This window comes from Pseudomonas sp. Colony2, from assembly GCF_019382755.1.
Classification (GTDB): Bacteria; Pseudomonadota; Gammaproteobacteria; order Pseudomonadales; family Pseudomonadaceae; genus Aquipseudomonas.
In genome coordinates, this window is record NZ_CP080030.1 from 4414243 (window position 1) to 4427738 (window position 13496).

The window sequence follows — 13496 nt, forward strand, 5'->3', positions numbered from 1 at the left end:
CCTACAGGGGAATAGCGGCGCTGAAACTGGCGCCGACAGTGGAACAACAATAAATAATCACTGTGAGGGCTACCCAAATGTCAGAACACGCTCAACCCCTGGGCTCCGCCACCAAGGCGCGAGACAGCAACGACACACAGAAAGTCATCTTCGCCTCCTCCCTCGGGACGGTGTTCGAGTGGTATGACTTCTTCCTCTATGGCGCACTCGCGGCGGTAATCAGCAAGCAGTTCTTTGCCGGGGTCAACGACACCACGGCGTTTATCTTTGCCCTGATGGCCTTCGCCGCCGGCTTTGTGGTGCGCCCGTTCGGCGCGCTGGTGTTCGGTCGGCTGGGTGACATGATCGGGCGCAAGTACACCTTCCTCGCCACCATCATCCTGATGGGCCTGGCGACTTTCTGCGTCGGCCTGCTGCCGACCTATTCGAGCATCGGCATTGCCGCACCGATCATCCTCGTCGCGCTGCGCATGCTCCAGGGCCTGGCGCTGGGCGGCGAGTACGGCGGCGCAGCCACCTATGTGGCCGAGCACGCCCCGGCGGGCAAACGCGGCTTCCACACCAGCTGGATTCAATCCACCGCGACCCTCGGCCTGTTGCTGTCGCTGCTGGTGGTGCTGGCGTGCCGTTACTTCACCGGCGACCAATTCGAAGTGTGGGGCTGGCGCCTGCCGTTCCTGCTGTCGATCGTGCTGTTGGGCATCTCCACCTGGATCCGCATGAGCCTGCACGAGTCGCCGGCGTTCCTGAAAATGAAAGAGGAAGGCAAGGCCAGCAAGGCGCCGATCCGCGAGTCGTTCGGCAAATGGGAAAACCTCAAGATCGTGCTGATTGCGCTGTTCAGCATCAACGCCGGCCAGGCAGTGACGTTCTATGCCGCGCAGTTTTATGTGCTGTTCTTCCTCACACAGTTTTTGAAGATGGATCCGGCACTGGCCAACATGCTGCTGATCATCAGCGTGGTGATTGGTGCGCCGTTCTTCATCTTCTTCGGCTGGCTTTCGGACAAGCTGGGGCGCAAGCCGGTGTTGATGGTCGGCCTGCTGCTGGCCACCGCGCTGTACTTCCCGATCTTCAAGGGCCTGGCGCACTACACCAACCCGGCGATGGACCACGCCAGCCGCCAGTCGCCGATCACCGTATTGGCAGACCCGGCCACCTGCACCTTCCAGTTCGACCCGGTGGGCAAGGCGCGTTTTGACAGCCCGTGCGACAAGGTCAAGACCTTCCTGGTGAAACAGGGCCTGCCGTATGAAAGCGCGGCCGCCCCGGCGGGCAGCGCAGTGCAGGTGAGCGTGGGTGATGTGCGTATCGACGGTTACGACGAAGCCGCCCTGAAAGGCGCGGTGACCCTGGCGGGTTATCCGCAATCGGCTGATGTGGCCCAGGTCAACAAAACCATGGTGGTGGTGCTGATTGTCGCGCTGATCCTGATCGCCGCCATGTGCTACGGCCCGCTGGCAGCGCTGATGGTGGAGCTGTTCCCGACACGCATCCGCTACACCTCGCTGTCGCTGCCATACCACATCGGGAATGGCTGGTTTGGTGGCTTCCTGCCGACGGTGTCGTTTGCGCTGGTGGTGTACACCGGGGATATTTTCTATGGGCTGTGGTACCCGGTGGTCATTACCGGGGTGAGCCTGATCGTGGGGCTGATTTGCCTGAAAGAAACCAAGAACGTCGATATCGACAATAACTAAACGTCGATCCGGCCGACGCTGGAGTTTCAGTGTGGGAGCGGGCTTGCTCGCGAAAGGGGTGTGTCAGTCGCCAGACTTGTTGGCTGGCCCACCGCGTTCGCGAGCAAGCCCGCTCCCACATTGGGTTTAGCACCAGACACACAAATTGCTGTATATCCATCCAGATAAAAGTTGCCCAATTCTGATTTATTGCCCATCCTGCTCCCCATTCAATTGCGTAGCGAATGTGGTGACCATGCGGCTGTTCCTCTGTGAAAAACCGTCCCAGGCCAAGGATATCGCCGCCGTGCTCGGCGCGACCCGGCGTGGCGACGGTTGCTGGCTGGGTTCAGGCGTGACGGTGACCTGGTGCATCGGCCATCTGCTGGAAACCGCCCCGCCCGACAGCTACGACGCCAAGTACAAGCGCTGGGTGCTGGCCGACCTGCCGATCATCCCCGAGAAGTGGAAGATGCTGGTCAAGCCCAAGACCGCCAGCCAGTTCAAGGCGGTCAAGCGTCTGCTGGGGGAAGCCCAGGAATTGGTGATCGCCACCGATGCCGACCGCGAAGGCGAGATGATCGCCCGGGAACTGGTGGAGCACTGCAGTTATCGCGGCCCCATCCAGCGGCTATGGCTCTCGGCGCTCGACGATGCGTCGATCCGCAAGGCCCTGGCCTCGTTGAAGCCCGGTGCTGAAACCTTCAGCCTCTACCATTCGGCCCTTGGCCGCTCCCGTGCCGACTGGCTGATCGGGATGAACATGAGCCGCCTGTTTACCCTGCTGGGCCAACAGTCCGGCTACCAGGGCGTGTTGCCGGTCGGCCGTGTGCAAACCCCGACCCTGCGCCTGGTGGTAGACCGGGACCGCAGCATTGCCAACTTTGTACCCGTCGCTTATTGGGCCATCGATGTGGATCTGCTCCACGACGACATCACCTTTACGGCGCAGTGGCGCGCAACAGAAGACGCCTGTGACGATCAGGGCCGCTGCCTCAATCCGCAGCTTGCCCGGGACGCCGCCAATGCCATGAGCAACGCCGCCAGCGCCCGGCTGGTCAAACTGCGTACCGAGCGCATGCGCGACGTCGCGCCCCTGCCCTTCGACCTCGGCACCCTGCAGGAAATCTGCTCGAAAAAGCTTGGCCTCGGCGCCCAGGAAACCCTGGATGTTGCCCAGTCGCTCTACGAAACCCACAAGGTCATCACTTACCCCCGCAGCGATTGCGGCTACCTGCCCCTGAGCCAGCACGGCGACGCGCCGAAAATCCTCGCGGCGCTGGGGCGGGCCGATCCGGCGGTGAATGAATTGATGCCACACATCGACCCGAAGCGGCGCTCCCGGGCCTGGAACGACGCCAAGGTCAGCGCTCACCACGGTATCATTCCCACCGGCGCCGGCAAGGATGTCGGGCAATTGACGGGCAAGCATCGCGCCGTCTACACCTTGATTCGCGCCCGCTATCTCGCGCAGTTCCTGCCCAACCACGAGTACGACCGTACCCAGGCAGATTTCGATTGTGCCGGTGAAGCCTTGCGGGCTGTCGGTAAAGTCATCGTCGAGCCGGGCTGGAAACGCGCATTGCCGGAAGCATTGGCGCCGGCCAAAGGCCGTGAAGCACCTGCGCCGCAGTCCTTGCCAACACTGGTTCAGGGGCAGGACTACGCCGTGGCCAAGGTCAACCTCAAGGACCTGTGGACCCAGCCACCCAAACCCTTCACCGAAGGCGACCTGATCAAGGCGATGAAAAACGTCGCCAAGCTGGTGGAAGACCCGCTGCTCAAGCAAAAGCTCAAGGACACCACCGGGATCGGCACCGAAGCCACCCGCGCCGGGATCATCCAGGGCCTGCTGGACCGCGGCTACCTGGTGAAAAACGGCAAGGCGCTGTCGGCAACACCCGCCGCTTTCAGCCTGATTGATGCAGTGCCACGGGCAATTGCCGACCCCGGTACCACCGCTATCTGGGAGCAGGCACTGGACATGGTACAAAGCGGCGAGATGAGCCTGGAAGAGTTCGTCGCCAAACAGGCGGCATGGATGAGCAAACAGGTGACCCGCTGCACTGGCATGCGCCTGACCATCAGCGGCCCGGCCAGCCCGGCCGGACGTGGCGCCACACCATGGAAAAACAAACGCAAACCGGCCAAGCGCAAGACGGCCACCAGCCCGAAGCGGGCGGCAAAACCGGCAAACAAGGGCTGAGAAGCACTAAGAAATCGCGACAATGACGTTTTTCGACGGGATGTATGCCGCTTTGGACCTTGCCCTGCTGCAGGCCATCCAGGATTCTGTAGGGCCTGCTAACCTCCCAACAATAACAACACCGGAGTGGCCTCCATGAAAACCGTTGCCCAAGTGCTGAAGTCCAAAGACCAGCATAACCAGCAAGTCCACACCATCCCCCACGACCATACGGTATTTGAGGCCTTGATCGTGATGGCTTCGAAAAACGTCGGGGCCTTGCCAGTGCTCCAGGACGGCAAGGTGGTGGGCATCATCAGTGAACGAGACTATGCCCGTAAGGTCATCCTCCATGGATTGTCTTCGGTGACGACCAAAGCCCACGAGATCATGAATTCACCGGTGATCACCGTCGACACTCACCAGACTGTCGAGACTTGCATGACGATCATGACCGACCGACATCTGCGGCACCTGCCTGTGGTGGAGAATGGCGAACTGCTTGGCTTGCTGTCCATCGGCGACCTGGTCAAGGAAGCGATTGCCGAACAGGCCGACCTGATCAAACAGCTGGAGCAGTACATTCGCGGCGAATAATCATTGGGGACCCCATGCTCGATACCCTGCAACATCAAGTCGATAACCAACTCGACAGCCTGCACCGGGCCATGGCCGAACGGCGCTTCCTGGTGCTGACCGGTGCGGGTATCAGCACCTCTTCGGGGATTCCCGATTATCGCGACAGCGAAGGCGTGCGCCGGGGCAAGGCGCCGATGATGTACCAGGAGTTCCTGGCAACCCCGCAGGCGCGCCGCCGCTACTGGGCGCGGGCTATGCTCGGCTGGCCGAGGGTGCGTGTCGCGCAGCCGAACGCGGCGCATATCGCCCTGGCCACTCTGCAGCAACGTCAGCGCATTGCCGGGCTGATCACCCAGAACGTCGACACCCTGCACGATCAGGCTGGCAGCCATGATGTGATCGAACTCCACGGCAGCCTTCACCGGGTGCTATGTCTGGATTGCCAGCAGACCAGCGAGCGGGATCTGATCCAGCGCCAGATGGAAGCCGAGAACCCGTACCTGGCGGGTGTGGATGCCGTCCAAGCCCCCGACGGTGACACCTTGCTGGACCCGGCCTTTGAAGGACGCTTCCAGGTGCCCCTCTGCCCCCATTGCGGTGGGCAACGGTTGAAGCCGGATGTGGTGTTTTTCGGTGAGAACGTCGCCCAGGGCACGGCAGCCAAGGCGATGGCGGCGGTGGATGACGCAGAAGGATTGCTGGTGGTGGGTTCGTCGCTGATGGCGTATTCGGCGTTTCGATTGTGCAAGGCGATGGTCGAGCAAGGCAAGCCCGTGATCGCCATCAATCTGGGCAAGACCCGGGGCGACGAATTGCTGCAACTCAAGATCGAAGCCTCCTGCGAACGTTTGTTGCCGTTGCTGGCAGAACGCCTGGGATAGCCCAATCCTGCTTTTCTGTGGCGAGGGAGCTTGCTCCCGCTGGGCTGCGCAGCAGCCCCAAAACCGACAACCGAATGATTCCTGAAGAACCGCAGTCAGCCTGGTGGGGGCGCTTCGCACCCCAGCGGGAGCAAGCTCCCTCGCCACAAAAAGCCCCCGGATCCCGCGACCTGCCCGCACGAAAAGTGACGCCCAAGTCATGTTTTCCGCTCACACCCCCGCCCTGCAAGGATTTATGTAGTGCTAAAAAATAATCACTACATAATCGTTGACGTAACCGTTTTGTAATTGCATGATTCAAGCGTCTCCCGGATCGGGAGCGTTGGTAACACGCGTTTTGAACAAGCTCGTCTGACCGCCGAGCTGTTTTTTCCGGATGTGCACTGCCCACAAGGCAGATTGATGAAGCTGACCGGCCCGAAAGGATCGGTACAAGGAGCTCAAACGCTGCTTGTCTTCGTTATGAAACCATTGCGTAGCAGGTCATCAGCAAGACTACATGCATCGGTTCAAGACCCTGCCCGTATTCGGCAGACAGTCGCTGACGCCCGGTTTTCTGAGCCGGAGACAACTTAGTAGTTTTAACGGATCAACTAGAGATCGCCAACTGGTCAAGGGGCTTACACATGAATCTGAACAACCAACCAACTATCGATGAATTGGCTGAGATGTTCGCAGCGCAGAAAGACACGCTCGACGACCATATCCTCTGGATTGGTAAATCGGGCCAGGTCCATATTGACTGCCTGGCGCCCCACACCGTGGAAGAAGAGTTCGACAGGAATAACCGTGAACTGGCAGCGCGCCTGAAGATGTACCGCCGCGGCCAGGGTTATGTCGGCAAGAAAGCCGCCGCCGATCGCAACTTTATCGAGCAGGTCTTCCATACACTTAATACCGAGTGGCAGAACCTTAAAGGCCATTCGCAAGTTAAGGTGATCGACAGATACTGCTGATAACTACGCACTTATCACTTAAGCCTGCTCGCTTAAAACGAGCAGGCTTTTTTATGGCCGACGGTTATCGCAACAACGCCGGAAAACGCCCCTTCCCCGCTTCATCGCAAAAAATATCAAACATGGCCTGGGCCGCCGCTGAAAGTTCGTGGCCGGGCTTGGTCAGTACACCAATCGGCCGTTCGATCACCGGATCGCTCAAGGTGATGCAATGGGCGCCTGCTTCCTGCATTTGGCGTGCACACAACGCCGGCACTGCACTCACGCCCAAGCCACTGGCAACCATCTTGCCCACCGTCGCCAGTTGATGGCTCTCCAGGGCTACGGGCAGCTTCAGGTCCAGCGCCTTCAGGTGTTCTTCAAGCATCACTCGTACCGTGGACGGGCGCTGCAAGGTGATGAAGGGTTGTTCCAGCAGGGTGTGCCAGGCGATATCGGAGCGGCGTGCCAATGGCGAGTCACCGGGCACCACCGCCACAAAGCGGTCCACATACAGCGGGGTGAACACCAGCGATGAGCTTTCCGACGGTTCAAACGCCACGCCCAACTCCACTTGGCGATCGCGGACCATTTCCAGCACCTGCTCGTTGATCACGTCATTCACCGTTACGTTGACCTGAGGATAGCGCGCGCGAAAAATCTTCAGGATCGGTGGCAGCAGGTTTCCGGCAAACGACGGCATCGCCGCCACTGTTACCCGCCCGCGCTGCAAGGTGAAACGCTGGCGCAACTCATCCTCGGCATTGTCCCAGTCGGCGATCAAGCGCCGGGCCAGGGGCAGCAGGGATTCGCCTTCAGGGGTCAGCGCGACATTGCGCGTATTGCGGCTGAACAGGCGCCCGCCCAGGCCTTCTTCCAGGCCTTTGATGGTCAGGCTCAAGGCCGACTGGGAAAGATGCAAACGCTCACAGGCGGCCGCAAAGCTCAAGGTCTGGGCCACGGCAAGAAAGGCGCGCATCTGTTTAACTGTCATGAAGCTTCTCTCGATGGCTGAGGACTATGCTGTTTTTTAAATCAATCAACCTTAAAAAACAACTTAACAAATCAATCCGTCGGCGCAACACTCGGTTCATATGGCTGGCCCACAAACAATAAAAGAGGTGCATATGGCAGGTTTTGATAAACGCGTAGCGTCCTATGAAGAGGCGCTGGCAGGCCTGGAAGATGGCATGACGGTTCTTGCCGGTGGTTTTGGCCTGTGCGGCATCCCGGAAAACCTCATTGCCGAAATCAAGCGCAAGGGCACCCGCAACCTGACCGTGGTCTCCAACAACTGCGGCGTCGACGGCTTCGGCCTGGGCCTGCTGCTGGAAGGCAAGCAGATCAGCAAGGTCTTCGCGTCCTACGTCGGTGAAAACGCGCTGTTCGAGAAGCAACTGCTCAGCGGCGAAATCGAAGTGGTCCTGACGCCCCAAGGCACCCTCGCCGAAAAACTGCGCGCAGGCGGTGCCGGCATCCCGGCCTTCTTCACCGCCACCGGCGTCGGCACGCCAGTCGCTGAAGGCAAGGAAACCCGCGAGTTCAACGGTCGCCCGTACCTGATGGAAGAATCCATCACCGGCGACTTCGCCATCGTCAAAGGCTGGAAAGCCGACCACTTCGGCAATGTGATCTATCGCCATACCGCCCAGAACTTCAACCCGCTGGCCGCCACCGCCGGCAGGATCACCGTGGTCGAAGTCGAAGAAATCGTCGAACCGGGCGAGCTGGACCCGGCGCATATCCACACCCCAGGGATCTACGTCGACCGGATCATTTGCGGCACCTTCGAGAAGCGCATCGAACAGCGCACCCTCCGCAAATAATCCACCAGCCCAAATAATAAGGAGACAAAAAATGGCTCTTACCCGCGAACAAATGGCTCAACGCGTCGCCCGCGAAATGCAGGACGGTTTCTACGTCAACCTCGGCATCGGCATTCCGACCCTGGTGGCCAACTACATCCCAGAAGGCATGGAGGTCATGCTGCAGTCGGAAAACGGCCTGCTGGGCATGGGTCCGTTTCCTACTGAAGAAACCATCGATGCCGACATGATCAACGCCGGCAAACAGACCGTCACCGCGCGCATTGGCGCGTCGATCTTCTCCTCGGCCGAGTCCTTCGCGATGATTCGCGGCGGCCATGTCGACCTGACCGTGCTCGGCGCGTTTGAGGTCGATGTACAGGGCAACATCGCCTCGTGGATGATCCCCGGCAAGCTGGTCAAGGGCATGGGCGGCGCGATGGACCTGGTGGCCGGTGCCGAGAACATCATCGTGATCATGACCCACGCGTCCAAGGACGGTGAGTCCAAGTTGCTGAGCCAATGCAGCCTGCCGCTGACCGGCGCCAACTGCATCAAGCGCGTGCTGACGGACCTGGCCTACCTGGAAATCGAAAATGGCGCTTTTGTCCTCAAGGAACGCGCACCTGGCGTCAGTGTTGAAGAGATCGTCAGCAAGACAGCCGGTAAACTGATCGTCCCGGACCACGTTCCAGAAATGCACTTCCAGTGAGGACAGATTCCATGCAAGACGTCGTGATTGTTGCTGCCACCCGCACCGCCGTGGGCAGCTTCCAAGGTTCGCTGGCAAGCATCCCGGCCCCGGAGCTGGGGGCTGCGGTGATCCGTCGCCTGCTGGAGCAGACCGGCATCGACCCGGCACTCGTGGATGAAGTGATCCTTGGCCAGGTGCTCACCGCCGGTAGCGGCCAGAACCCGGCCCGCCAGGCCTCGGTCCTCGCCGGCCTGCCCCACGCCGTGCCGGCGCTGACCCTGAACAAGGTCTGCGGCTCGGGGCTCAAGGCCCTGCACCTGGGCGCACAAGCGATCCGTTGCGGCGATGCCGAGGTAATCATCGCCGGCGGCATGGAGAACATGAGCCTGGCCCCGTACGTATTGCCGGCCGCCCGCACCGGCCTGCGCATGGGCCATGCGAAGATGATCGACAGCATGATCACCGACGGTCTGTGGGATGCGTTCAACGACTACCACATGGGCATCACCGCCGAGAACCTGGTGGACAAGTACGGCATCAGCCGTGAAGCCCAGGACGCCTTCGCCGCCGCCTCCCAGCAAAAAGCCACGGCGGCCATTGAAGCCGGGCGTTTCAGCGATGAGATCACACCGATCCTGATTCCCCAGCGCAAGGGCGACCCGGTGGCCTTCGCCGTGGACGAACAGCCTCGGGCGGGCACCACCGCCGAATCGCTGGCCAAGCTCAAGCCGGCCTTCAAGAAAGACGGCACGGTCACCGCCGGCAATGCATCCAGCCTCAACGACGGCGCGGCTGCCGTGCTGCTGATGAGCGCGGACAAAGCCAAGGCCCTGGGCCTGCCGGTACTGGCACGCATCGCCAGCTACGCCAACGCCGGCGTCGATCCCGCGATCATGGGCATTGGCCCGGTATCGGCCACCCGCCGCTGCCTGGACAAGGCCGGCTGGAGCCTGGGCGACCTGGACCTGATCGAAGCCAACGAAGCCTTTGCCGCGCAGTCACTGGCGGTGGGCAAAGAGCTGGAATGGGACGCGGCCAAGGTCAACGTCAACGGCGGCGCGATTGCCATCGGCCACCCGATTGGCGCGTCAGGCTGCCGTGTGCTGGTGACCCTGCTGCATGAAATGATCAAGCGTGACGCCAAGAAGGGCCTGGCCACCCTGTGCATCGGTGGCGGGCAAGGTGTAGCCCTGGCCCTTGAACGCAGCTGATTTCAAAGAGCAACATGGAAAAGGCCCGGTTCCACGAAAACCGGGCCTTTTCTTTATCGGTCAGTCCCGCGCCTGGGGCACCGCAAACACCGCATTTGCCCGCACCACCACCTTCTCCCCGACCTGCACGCTGACCGTGGCAAACGCCATCTGCCGCCCGCGCTTGTGATGCTCCAGACGCACCTCGACCCACTCCCCTACCTGCACCGCGCCGAGATAGTCCAGGGTCATGCTCGCCGTGATCAACGGCAGCGGCGGCTCGCTGGAAAACGCCATGGCGTAGCCCATGCCCACATCCGCCAGGGTGGCCAGCACGCCACCGTGCACGGTGCCGCGTCCGTTGGCGTGGCGGTTGTCGGCGCGCAGGCCGATTTCCAGCTGCAAGCCTTCACCTCGGCTATACACCGGGCCAAGCAGGTCCAGGAGTGGGCTGCTTCGACGCAGCGGGGTAAAGCCTTCGGGGATGGCATGGGCAGTCATGTCAGGTTCTTCCTTGGGGACAAGGCTGGAGGTGTATCCCACCGCAGCCATCCGGACCATCAACATCAGCCCGGTAAATCCCCGGTGATAAGCCTAACGCTTCATGCAGCGCTGATAACGCTCATCCACGCGCTTGGCAAACCAGGCCGTGGTGAGGTTGCGGGTGATCTTCGGGCTTTTCAGCACGATGCCCGGCAGGATCGCCCGCGGCACCGGTTTGCCGGCGGCCTTGTCGGCCAGGGCGAACACCCGCTGGTACAGGGTAGTGTCTTCAAAATCCAAGCGCTCGCCCTGCTCCAGCTGGCTGCGGATGCTCGGGTTGCGCATGTCCAGCGCCTTGCCCAGAGAGCGCACTGCCAGCTCCGTGGTGCCCGGCAGGAACGAGCCGTAGTTGATCAGGTCGCCATCCAACGCCAGATTGGCGCCCGAGACTCGGCTGACCGCTGCCTGGAATGCGGCGTTGCGGCTGGCGTACCAACCGGCATTGAAATCGGCGAAGCGGTACAGCATCTGGTCGTAGTGCACCGGGTAACCCAGCAAATGGGTGATACCAAAGTACATGCCGCCTCGGCGAGTAAACACTTCCCGGCGGATGCTGCCATCCACGGTGTAGGGATAATCCCGGGCCTGCTTCTGTGCGAAGTCGATGCTGACCTGCATCGGGCCGGCGGTATGCACCGGGTTGAAGCCGCCAAACAGCGTATTGCCCAGGGGCACAACACTGATGAAGTCATCAAAGATTCCACTCAAATCCCGCTCGGTGCGCGCAGCGTTCAAGCGCTCGGCGTAGGACTTGCCGGTGGGCGAGCGCAGTTGCAGTGCCGTGCGCACCAATACCGCCGGCACATGGACTTTAGCAGCGCGCCGCAGGATCTCGTCCTGGGCGATCTTGCCCATGTTCGGGACCGGCGGGTCGACCTGATAGGTGGACTCCTGCTCGGTCACGGCCAATACCGCGCATATGTTCTCCGTACCGGGGTAGATTTTCTGCGTGTTGAAGGCGGTGTAGATGTCCTGGGCCCAGCCGCCACGATCCGGCACGCTGGCCGGCATCAGCCGCACGATCTGCGCTTTCACCTCGGCTTCGCTGCGCTCCGGCAGTTGCTGGGTGCGCTGGCTGGAGCAGCCGGCCAGTACCAATAAGGTGGTAAGGCACAGGATGAGGCGAGATGAACGCATGGGGCTTCCTTGGGCGACAATGGGCCAGTCTTGGCAGATATCGACCGGTAAGTCTAACCGGGGTTCGCCGACCTGCTGCTCTCGCCAAAAAAACCAGGACGTGAAAGGATTAGGCACCCGTCGTTCCTACAAGGAGTTTGAATGCCATGCTTAGCCTGAACTTCCTGATCACCTGCCTGATCGTCGTGCTCATTCCCGGCACCGGCGTGATCTTCACCGTGTCCACCGGACTGACCGCCGGCAAGCGCGCCAGTGTGTTCGCCGCGCTGGGCTGCACCGCCGGGATCGTCCCGCACTTGTTGGCCTCCGTGCTTGGGCTGTCCGCCCTGCTGCATACCAGCGCCCTGGCGTTCGAAGCCCTCAAGTATGCCGGCGCCGCCTACTTGCTGTACCTCGCCTATGCCACCTGGCGGGACCGCTCGGCCTTTGCCATGAACGACGCACCGACGATTTCCAGCGCCCACAGCCTGATGGTGCGAGGCCTGTTGCTGAATATTCTGAACCCCAAGCTGACGATTTTCTTCCTGGCGTTCCTGCCGCAATTCGTCACCCCGGGCGCGGGCGCACCGGCCCTGCAAATGCTGTTGCTGAGCAGTGTATTCATGGCGATGACGTTTGCGGTGTTTGTGATTTATGGCCTGCTGGCCAATGTGTTCCGCCGCGCGGTGATCGAATCGCCACGTGTACAGAACTGGCTGCGCCGCAGTTTTGCAGCGGCGTTTGCGGGGTTGGGGCTGAACCTGGCGTTTGCCCAGCGCTAAGTTGCAAGCAGCCGCGAACAGCCTTCTTGTGGCGAGGGAGCTTGCTCCCGCTGGACTGCGCAGCAGGCCCATTTTCAGGGCCGCTGCGCGCCCCAGCGGGAGCAAGCTCCCTCGCCACAGGTTACTTAGATCCCGGCAAGTGCCAGGTCCATCGCGAAGTAGGTGAAGATCAAGTCCGCACCGGCGCGCTTGATCGAGCCCAGGGTTTCCCGCACTACGCGGGCTTCGTCGATCGCGCCCGCCTGGGCGCCGAACTTGATCATCGCGTACTCGCCGCTGACCTGATACGCCGCCACCGGCAAACGCGAGGCTTCGCGGATGTCGCGGATGATGTCCAGGTACGCGCCGGCCGGCTTGACCATCAGCGCGTCCGCACCTTCTTGCTCATCCAGCAACGATTCGCGCACCGCTTCGCGGCGGTTCATCGGATTCATCTGGTAGCTCTTGCGATCGCCCTTCAGCGCGCTGCCGCCGGCTTCGCGGAACGGGCCGTAGAGGGCCGAGGCGAACTTGGTGGAATAGGCCATGATCGGGATATGGCTGAAGCCTGCTTCATCCAGGGCCCGGCGAATGGCCTGGACCTGCCCGTCCATCGCGGCGGACGGGGCGATCACATCGGCACCGGCACGAGCGGCAGCCACAGCTTGCTTGCCAAGGTTGACCAGGGTGCGGTCGTTGTCGACTTCGGCGCCGTGCATCACGCCGCAATGGCCGTGGTCGGTGTATTCGCAGAAACAGGTATCGGACATCACGATCATTTCCGGCACCGCATCCTTGATGATCGAGGACATGCGCGACACCAGGCCACGCTCTTGCCAGGTGTCACTGCCCGAGGCGTCCAGGTGGTGGGACACGCCGAAGGTCATCACCGACTTGATCCCGGCTTTGGCATAGCGTTCGATCTCGCCGGCCAGCTTCGACTCGGGAATGCGCTGCACCCCGGGCATGCTGGTGATTGGCACGAAGTCGTCGATTTCTTCTTCAACGAAGATCGGCAGCACCAGGTCATTGAGGGTGAATTCGCTTTCCTGGAACAGGCCACGCAACTCCGGGGAGCGGCGCAGGCGGCGTGGACGGGCTTCGGGGAACTGGCTGGACATTGATGCT

Annotated in this window: 13 protein-coding genes; 9 read left to right on the plus strand and 4 right to left on the minus strand. The window is 61.4% G+C overall.

Annotated features, from left to right (window positions below; genetic code table 11):
- The first annotated feature begins 77 nt into the window (after window positions 1-77).
- The 5 genes from JV201_RS17490 (at window position 78) to JV201_RS17510 (ending at window position 6280) form a co-directional block, all read left to right on the plus strand.
- The gene (locus JV201_RS17490) at window positions 78-1700 is read left to right on the plus strand and encodes an MFS transporter (RefSeq protein ID WP_219405799.1); all 1623 of its coding nucleotides are present in this window, start codon (window positions 78-80) and stop codon (window positions 1698-1700) included.
- 235 nt (window positions 1701-1935) lie between these two features.
- Window positions 1936-3885 (plus strand): DNA topoisomerase III, encoded by a 1950-nt coding sequence (locus JV201_RS17495; RefSeq protein ID WP_219405800.1) that lies wholly within the window; start codon window positions 1936-1938, stop codon window positions 3883-3885.
- Between the two features lie 135 nt (window positions 3886-4020).
- Window positions 4021-4461 (plus strand): CBS domain-containing protein, encoded by a 441-nt coding sequence (locus tag JV201_RS17500; protein WP_219405801.1) that lies wholly within the window; start codon window positions 4021-4023, stop codon window positions 4459-4461.
- Between the two features lie 14 nt (window positions 4462-4475).
- Window positions 4476-5324 (plus strand): NAD-dependent protein deacetylase, encoded by an 849-nt coding sequence (locus JV201_RS17505; RefSeq protein WP_219405802.1) that lies wholly within the window; start codon window positions 4476-4478, stop codon window positions 5322-5324.
- Window positions 5325-5950: 626 nt separating this feature from the next.
- Window positions 5951-6280 (plus strand): hypothetical protein, encoded by a 330-nt coding sequence (locus JV201_RS17510; protein WP_003211618.1) that lies wholly within the window; start codon window positions 5951-5953, stop codon window positions 6278-6280.
- Window positions 6281-6344: 64 nt separating this feature from the next.
- Here the strand turns inward: JV201_RS17510 and JV201_RS17515 are convergent, their stop codons facing one another.
- Complete coding sequence (locus JV201_RS17515; RefSeq protein WP_134326891.1) at window positions 6345-7253, minus strand: LysR family transcriptional regulator; 909 nt, start codon at window positions 7251-7253, stop codon at window positions 6345-6347.
- A 133-nt stretch (window positions 7254-7386) separates the two neighbouring features.
- Between JV201_RS17515 and JV201_RS17520 the strand changes: the two genes are divergently transcribed.
- From JV201_RS17520 to JV201_RS17530, 3 genes are read left to right on the plus strand one after another with little or no spacing between them, the layout of a single operon-like run.
- Window positions 7387-8085 carry a CoA transferase subunit A gene (locus tag JV201_RS17520; RefSeq protein ID WP_008435892.1) on the plus strand — a complete coding sequence of 233 codons (699 nt, stop codon included), beginning with the start codon at window positions 7387-7389 and terminating at the stop codon, window positions 8083-8085.
- 31 nt (window positions 8086-8116) lie between these two features.
- The gene (locus JV201_RS17525; protein ID WP_003211625.1) at window positions 8117-8776 is read left to right on the plus strand and encodes a CoA transferase subunit B; all 660 of its coding nucleotides are present in this window, start codon (window positions 8117-8119) and stop codon (window positions 8774-8776) included.
- An 11-nt stretch (window positions 8777-8787) separates the two neighbouring features.
- On the plus strand, window positions 8788-9969 hold the full coding sequence (locus tag JV201_RS17530; protein ID WP_219405803.1) for an acetyl-CoA C-acetyltransferase: 1182 nt from the start codon (window positions 8788-8790) through the stop codon (window positions 9967-9969).
- A gap of 60 nt (window positions 9970-10029) precedes the next feature.
- Here JV201_RS17530 and JV201_RS17535 read toward each other — a convergent pair whose 3' ends face one another.
- On the minus strand, window positions 10030-10449 hold the full coding sequence (locus tag JV201_RS17535) for a PaaI family thioesterase (RefSeq protein ID WP_003211628.1): 420 nt from the start codon (window positions 10447-10449) through the stop codon (window positions 10030-10032).
- Window positions 10450-10542: 93 nt separating this feature from the next.
- Window positions 10543-11628 (minus strand): DUF1615 domain-containing protein, encoded by a 1086-nt coding sequence (locus tag JV201_RS17540; RefSeq protein ID WP_177009756.1) that lies wholly within the window; start codon window positions 11626-11628, stop codon window positions 10543-10545.
- A 146-nt stretch (window positions 11629-11774) separates the two neighbouring features.
- Here JV201_RS17540 and JV201_RS17545 point away from each other — a divergent pair, with 146 nt between their 5' ends.
- On the plus strand, window positions 11775-12389 hold the full coding sequence (locus tag JV201_RS17545; protein WP_102369383.1) for a LysE family translocator: 615 nt from the start codon (window positions 11775-11777) through the stop codon (window positions 12387-12389).
- A 125-nt stretch (window positions 12390-12514) separates the two neighbouring features.
- On the opposite strand, the gene hemB is transcribed toward JV201_RS17545, so the two are convergent.
- Window positions 12515-13489, minus strand: coding sequence for a porphobilinogen synthase (hemB, locus tag JV201_RS17550; protein WP_003211635.1), 975 nt, complete (start codon window positions 13487-13489; stop codon window positions 12515-12517).
- Window positions 13490-13496 lie beyond the last annotated feature (7 nt).

What these genes read in the sequence shown, in the direction of transcription:
- JV201_RS17500 (WP_219405801.1), top strand. Translation starts at nt 4,021, where the DNA reads ATGAAAACCGTTGCCCAAGTGCTGAAGTCCAAAGACCAGCATAACCAG.
- JV201_RS17520 (WP_008435892.1), top strand. Translation starts at nt 7,387, where the DNA reads ATGGCAGGTTTTGATAAACGCGTAGCGTCCTATGAAGAGGCGCTGGCA.
- JV201_RS17530 (WP_219405803.1), top strand. Translation starts at nt 8,788, where the DNA reads ATGCAAGACGTCGTGATTGTTGCTGCCACCCGCACCGCCGTGGGCAGC.
- JV201_RS17505 (WP_219405802.1), top strand. Translation starts at nt 4,476, where the DNA reads ATGCTCGATACCCTGCAACATCAAGTCGATAACCAACTCGACAGCCTG.
- JV201_RS17515 (WP_134326891.1), bottom strand. Translation starts at nt 7,253, where the DNA reads ATGACAGTTAAACAGATGCGCGCCTTTCTTGCCGTGGCCCAGACCTTG.
- JV201_RS17495 (WP_219405800.1), top strand. Translation starts at nt 1,936, where the DNA reads ATGCGGCTGTTCCTCTGTGAAAAACCGTCCCAGGCCAAGGATATCGCC.
- JV201_RS17545 (WP_102369383.1), top strand. Translation starts at nt 11,775, where the DNA reads ATGCTTAGCCTGAACTTCCTGATCACCTGCCTGATCGTCGTGCTCATT.
- JV201_RS17510 (WP_003211618.1), top strand. Translation starts at nt 5,951, where the DNA reads ATGAATCTGAACAACCAACCAACTATCGATGAATTGGCTGAGATGTTC.
- JV201_RS17490 (WP_219405799.1), top strand. Translation starts at nt 78, where the DNA reads ATGTCAGAACACGCTCAACCCCTGGGCTCCGCCACCAAGGCGCGAGAC.
- JV201_RS17525 (WP_003211625.1), top strand. Translation starts at nt 8,117, where the DNA reads ATGGCTCTTACCCGCGAACAAATGGCTCAACGCGTCGCCCGCGAAATG.
- hemB (WP_003211635.1), bottom strand. Translation starts at nt 13,489, where the DNA reads ATGTCCAGCCAGTTCCCCGAAGCCCGTCCACGCCGCCTGCGCCGCTCC.
- JV201_RS17540 (WP_177009756.1), bottom strand. Translation starts at nt 11,628, where the DNA reads ATGCGTTCATCTCGCCTCATCCTGTGCCTTACCACCTTATTGGTACTG.
- JV201_RS17535 (WP_003211628.1), bottom strand. Translation starts at nt 10,449, where the DNA reads ATGACTGCCCATGCCATCCCCGAAGGCTTTACCCCGCTGCGTCGAAGC.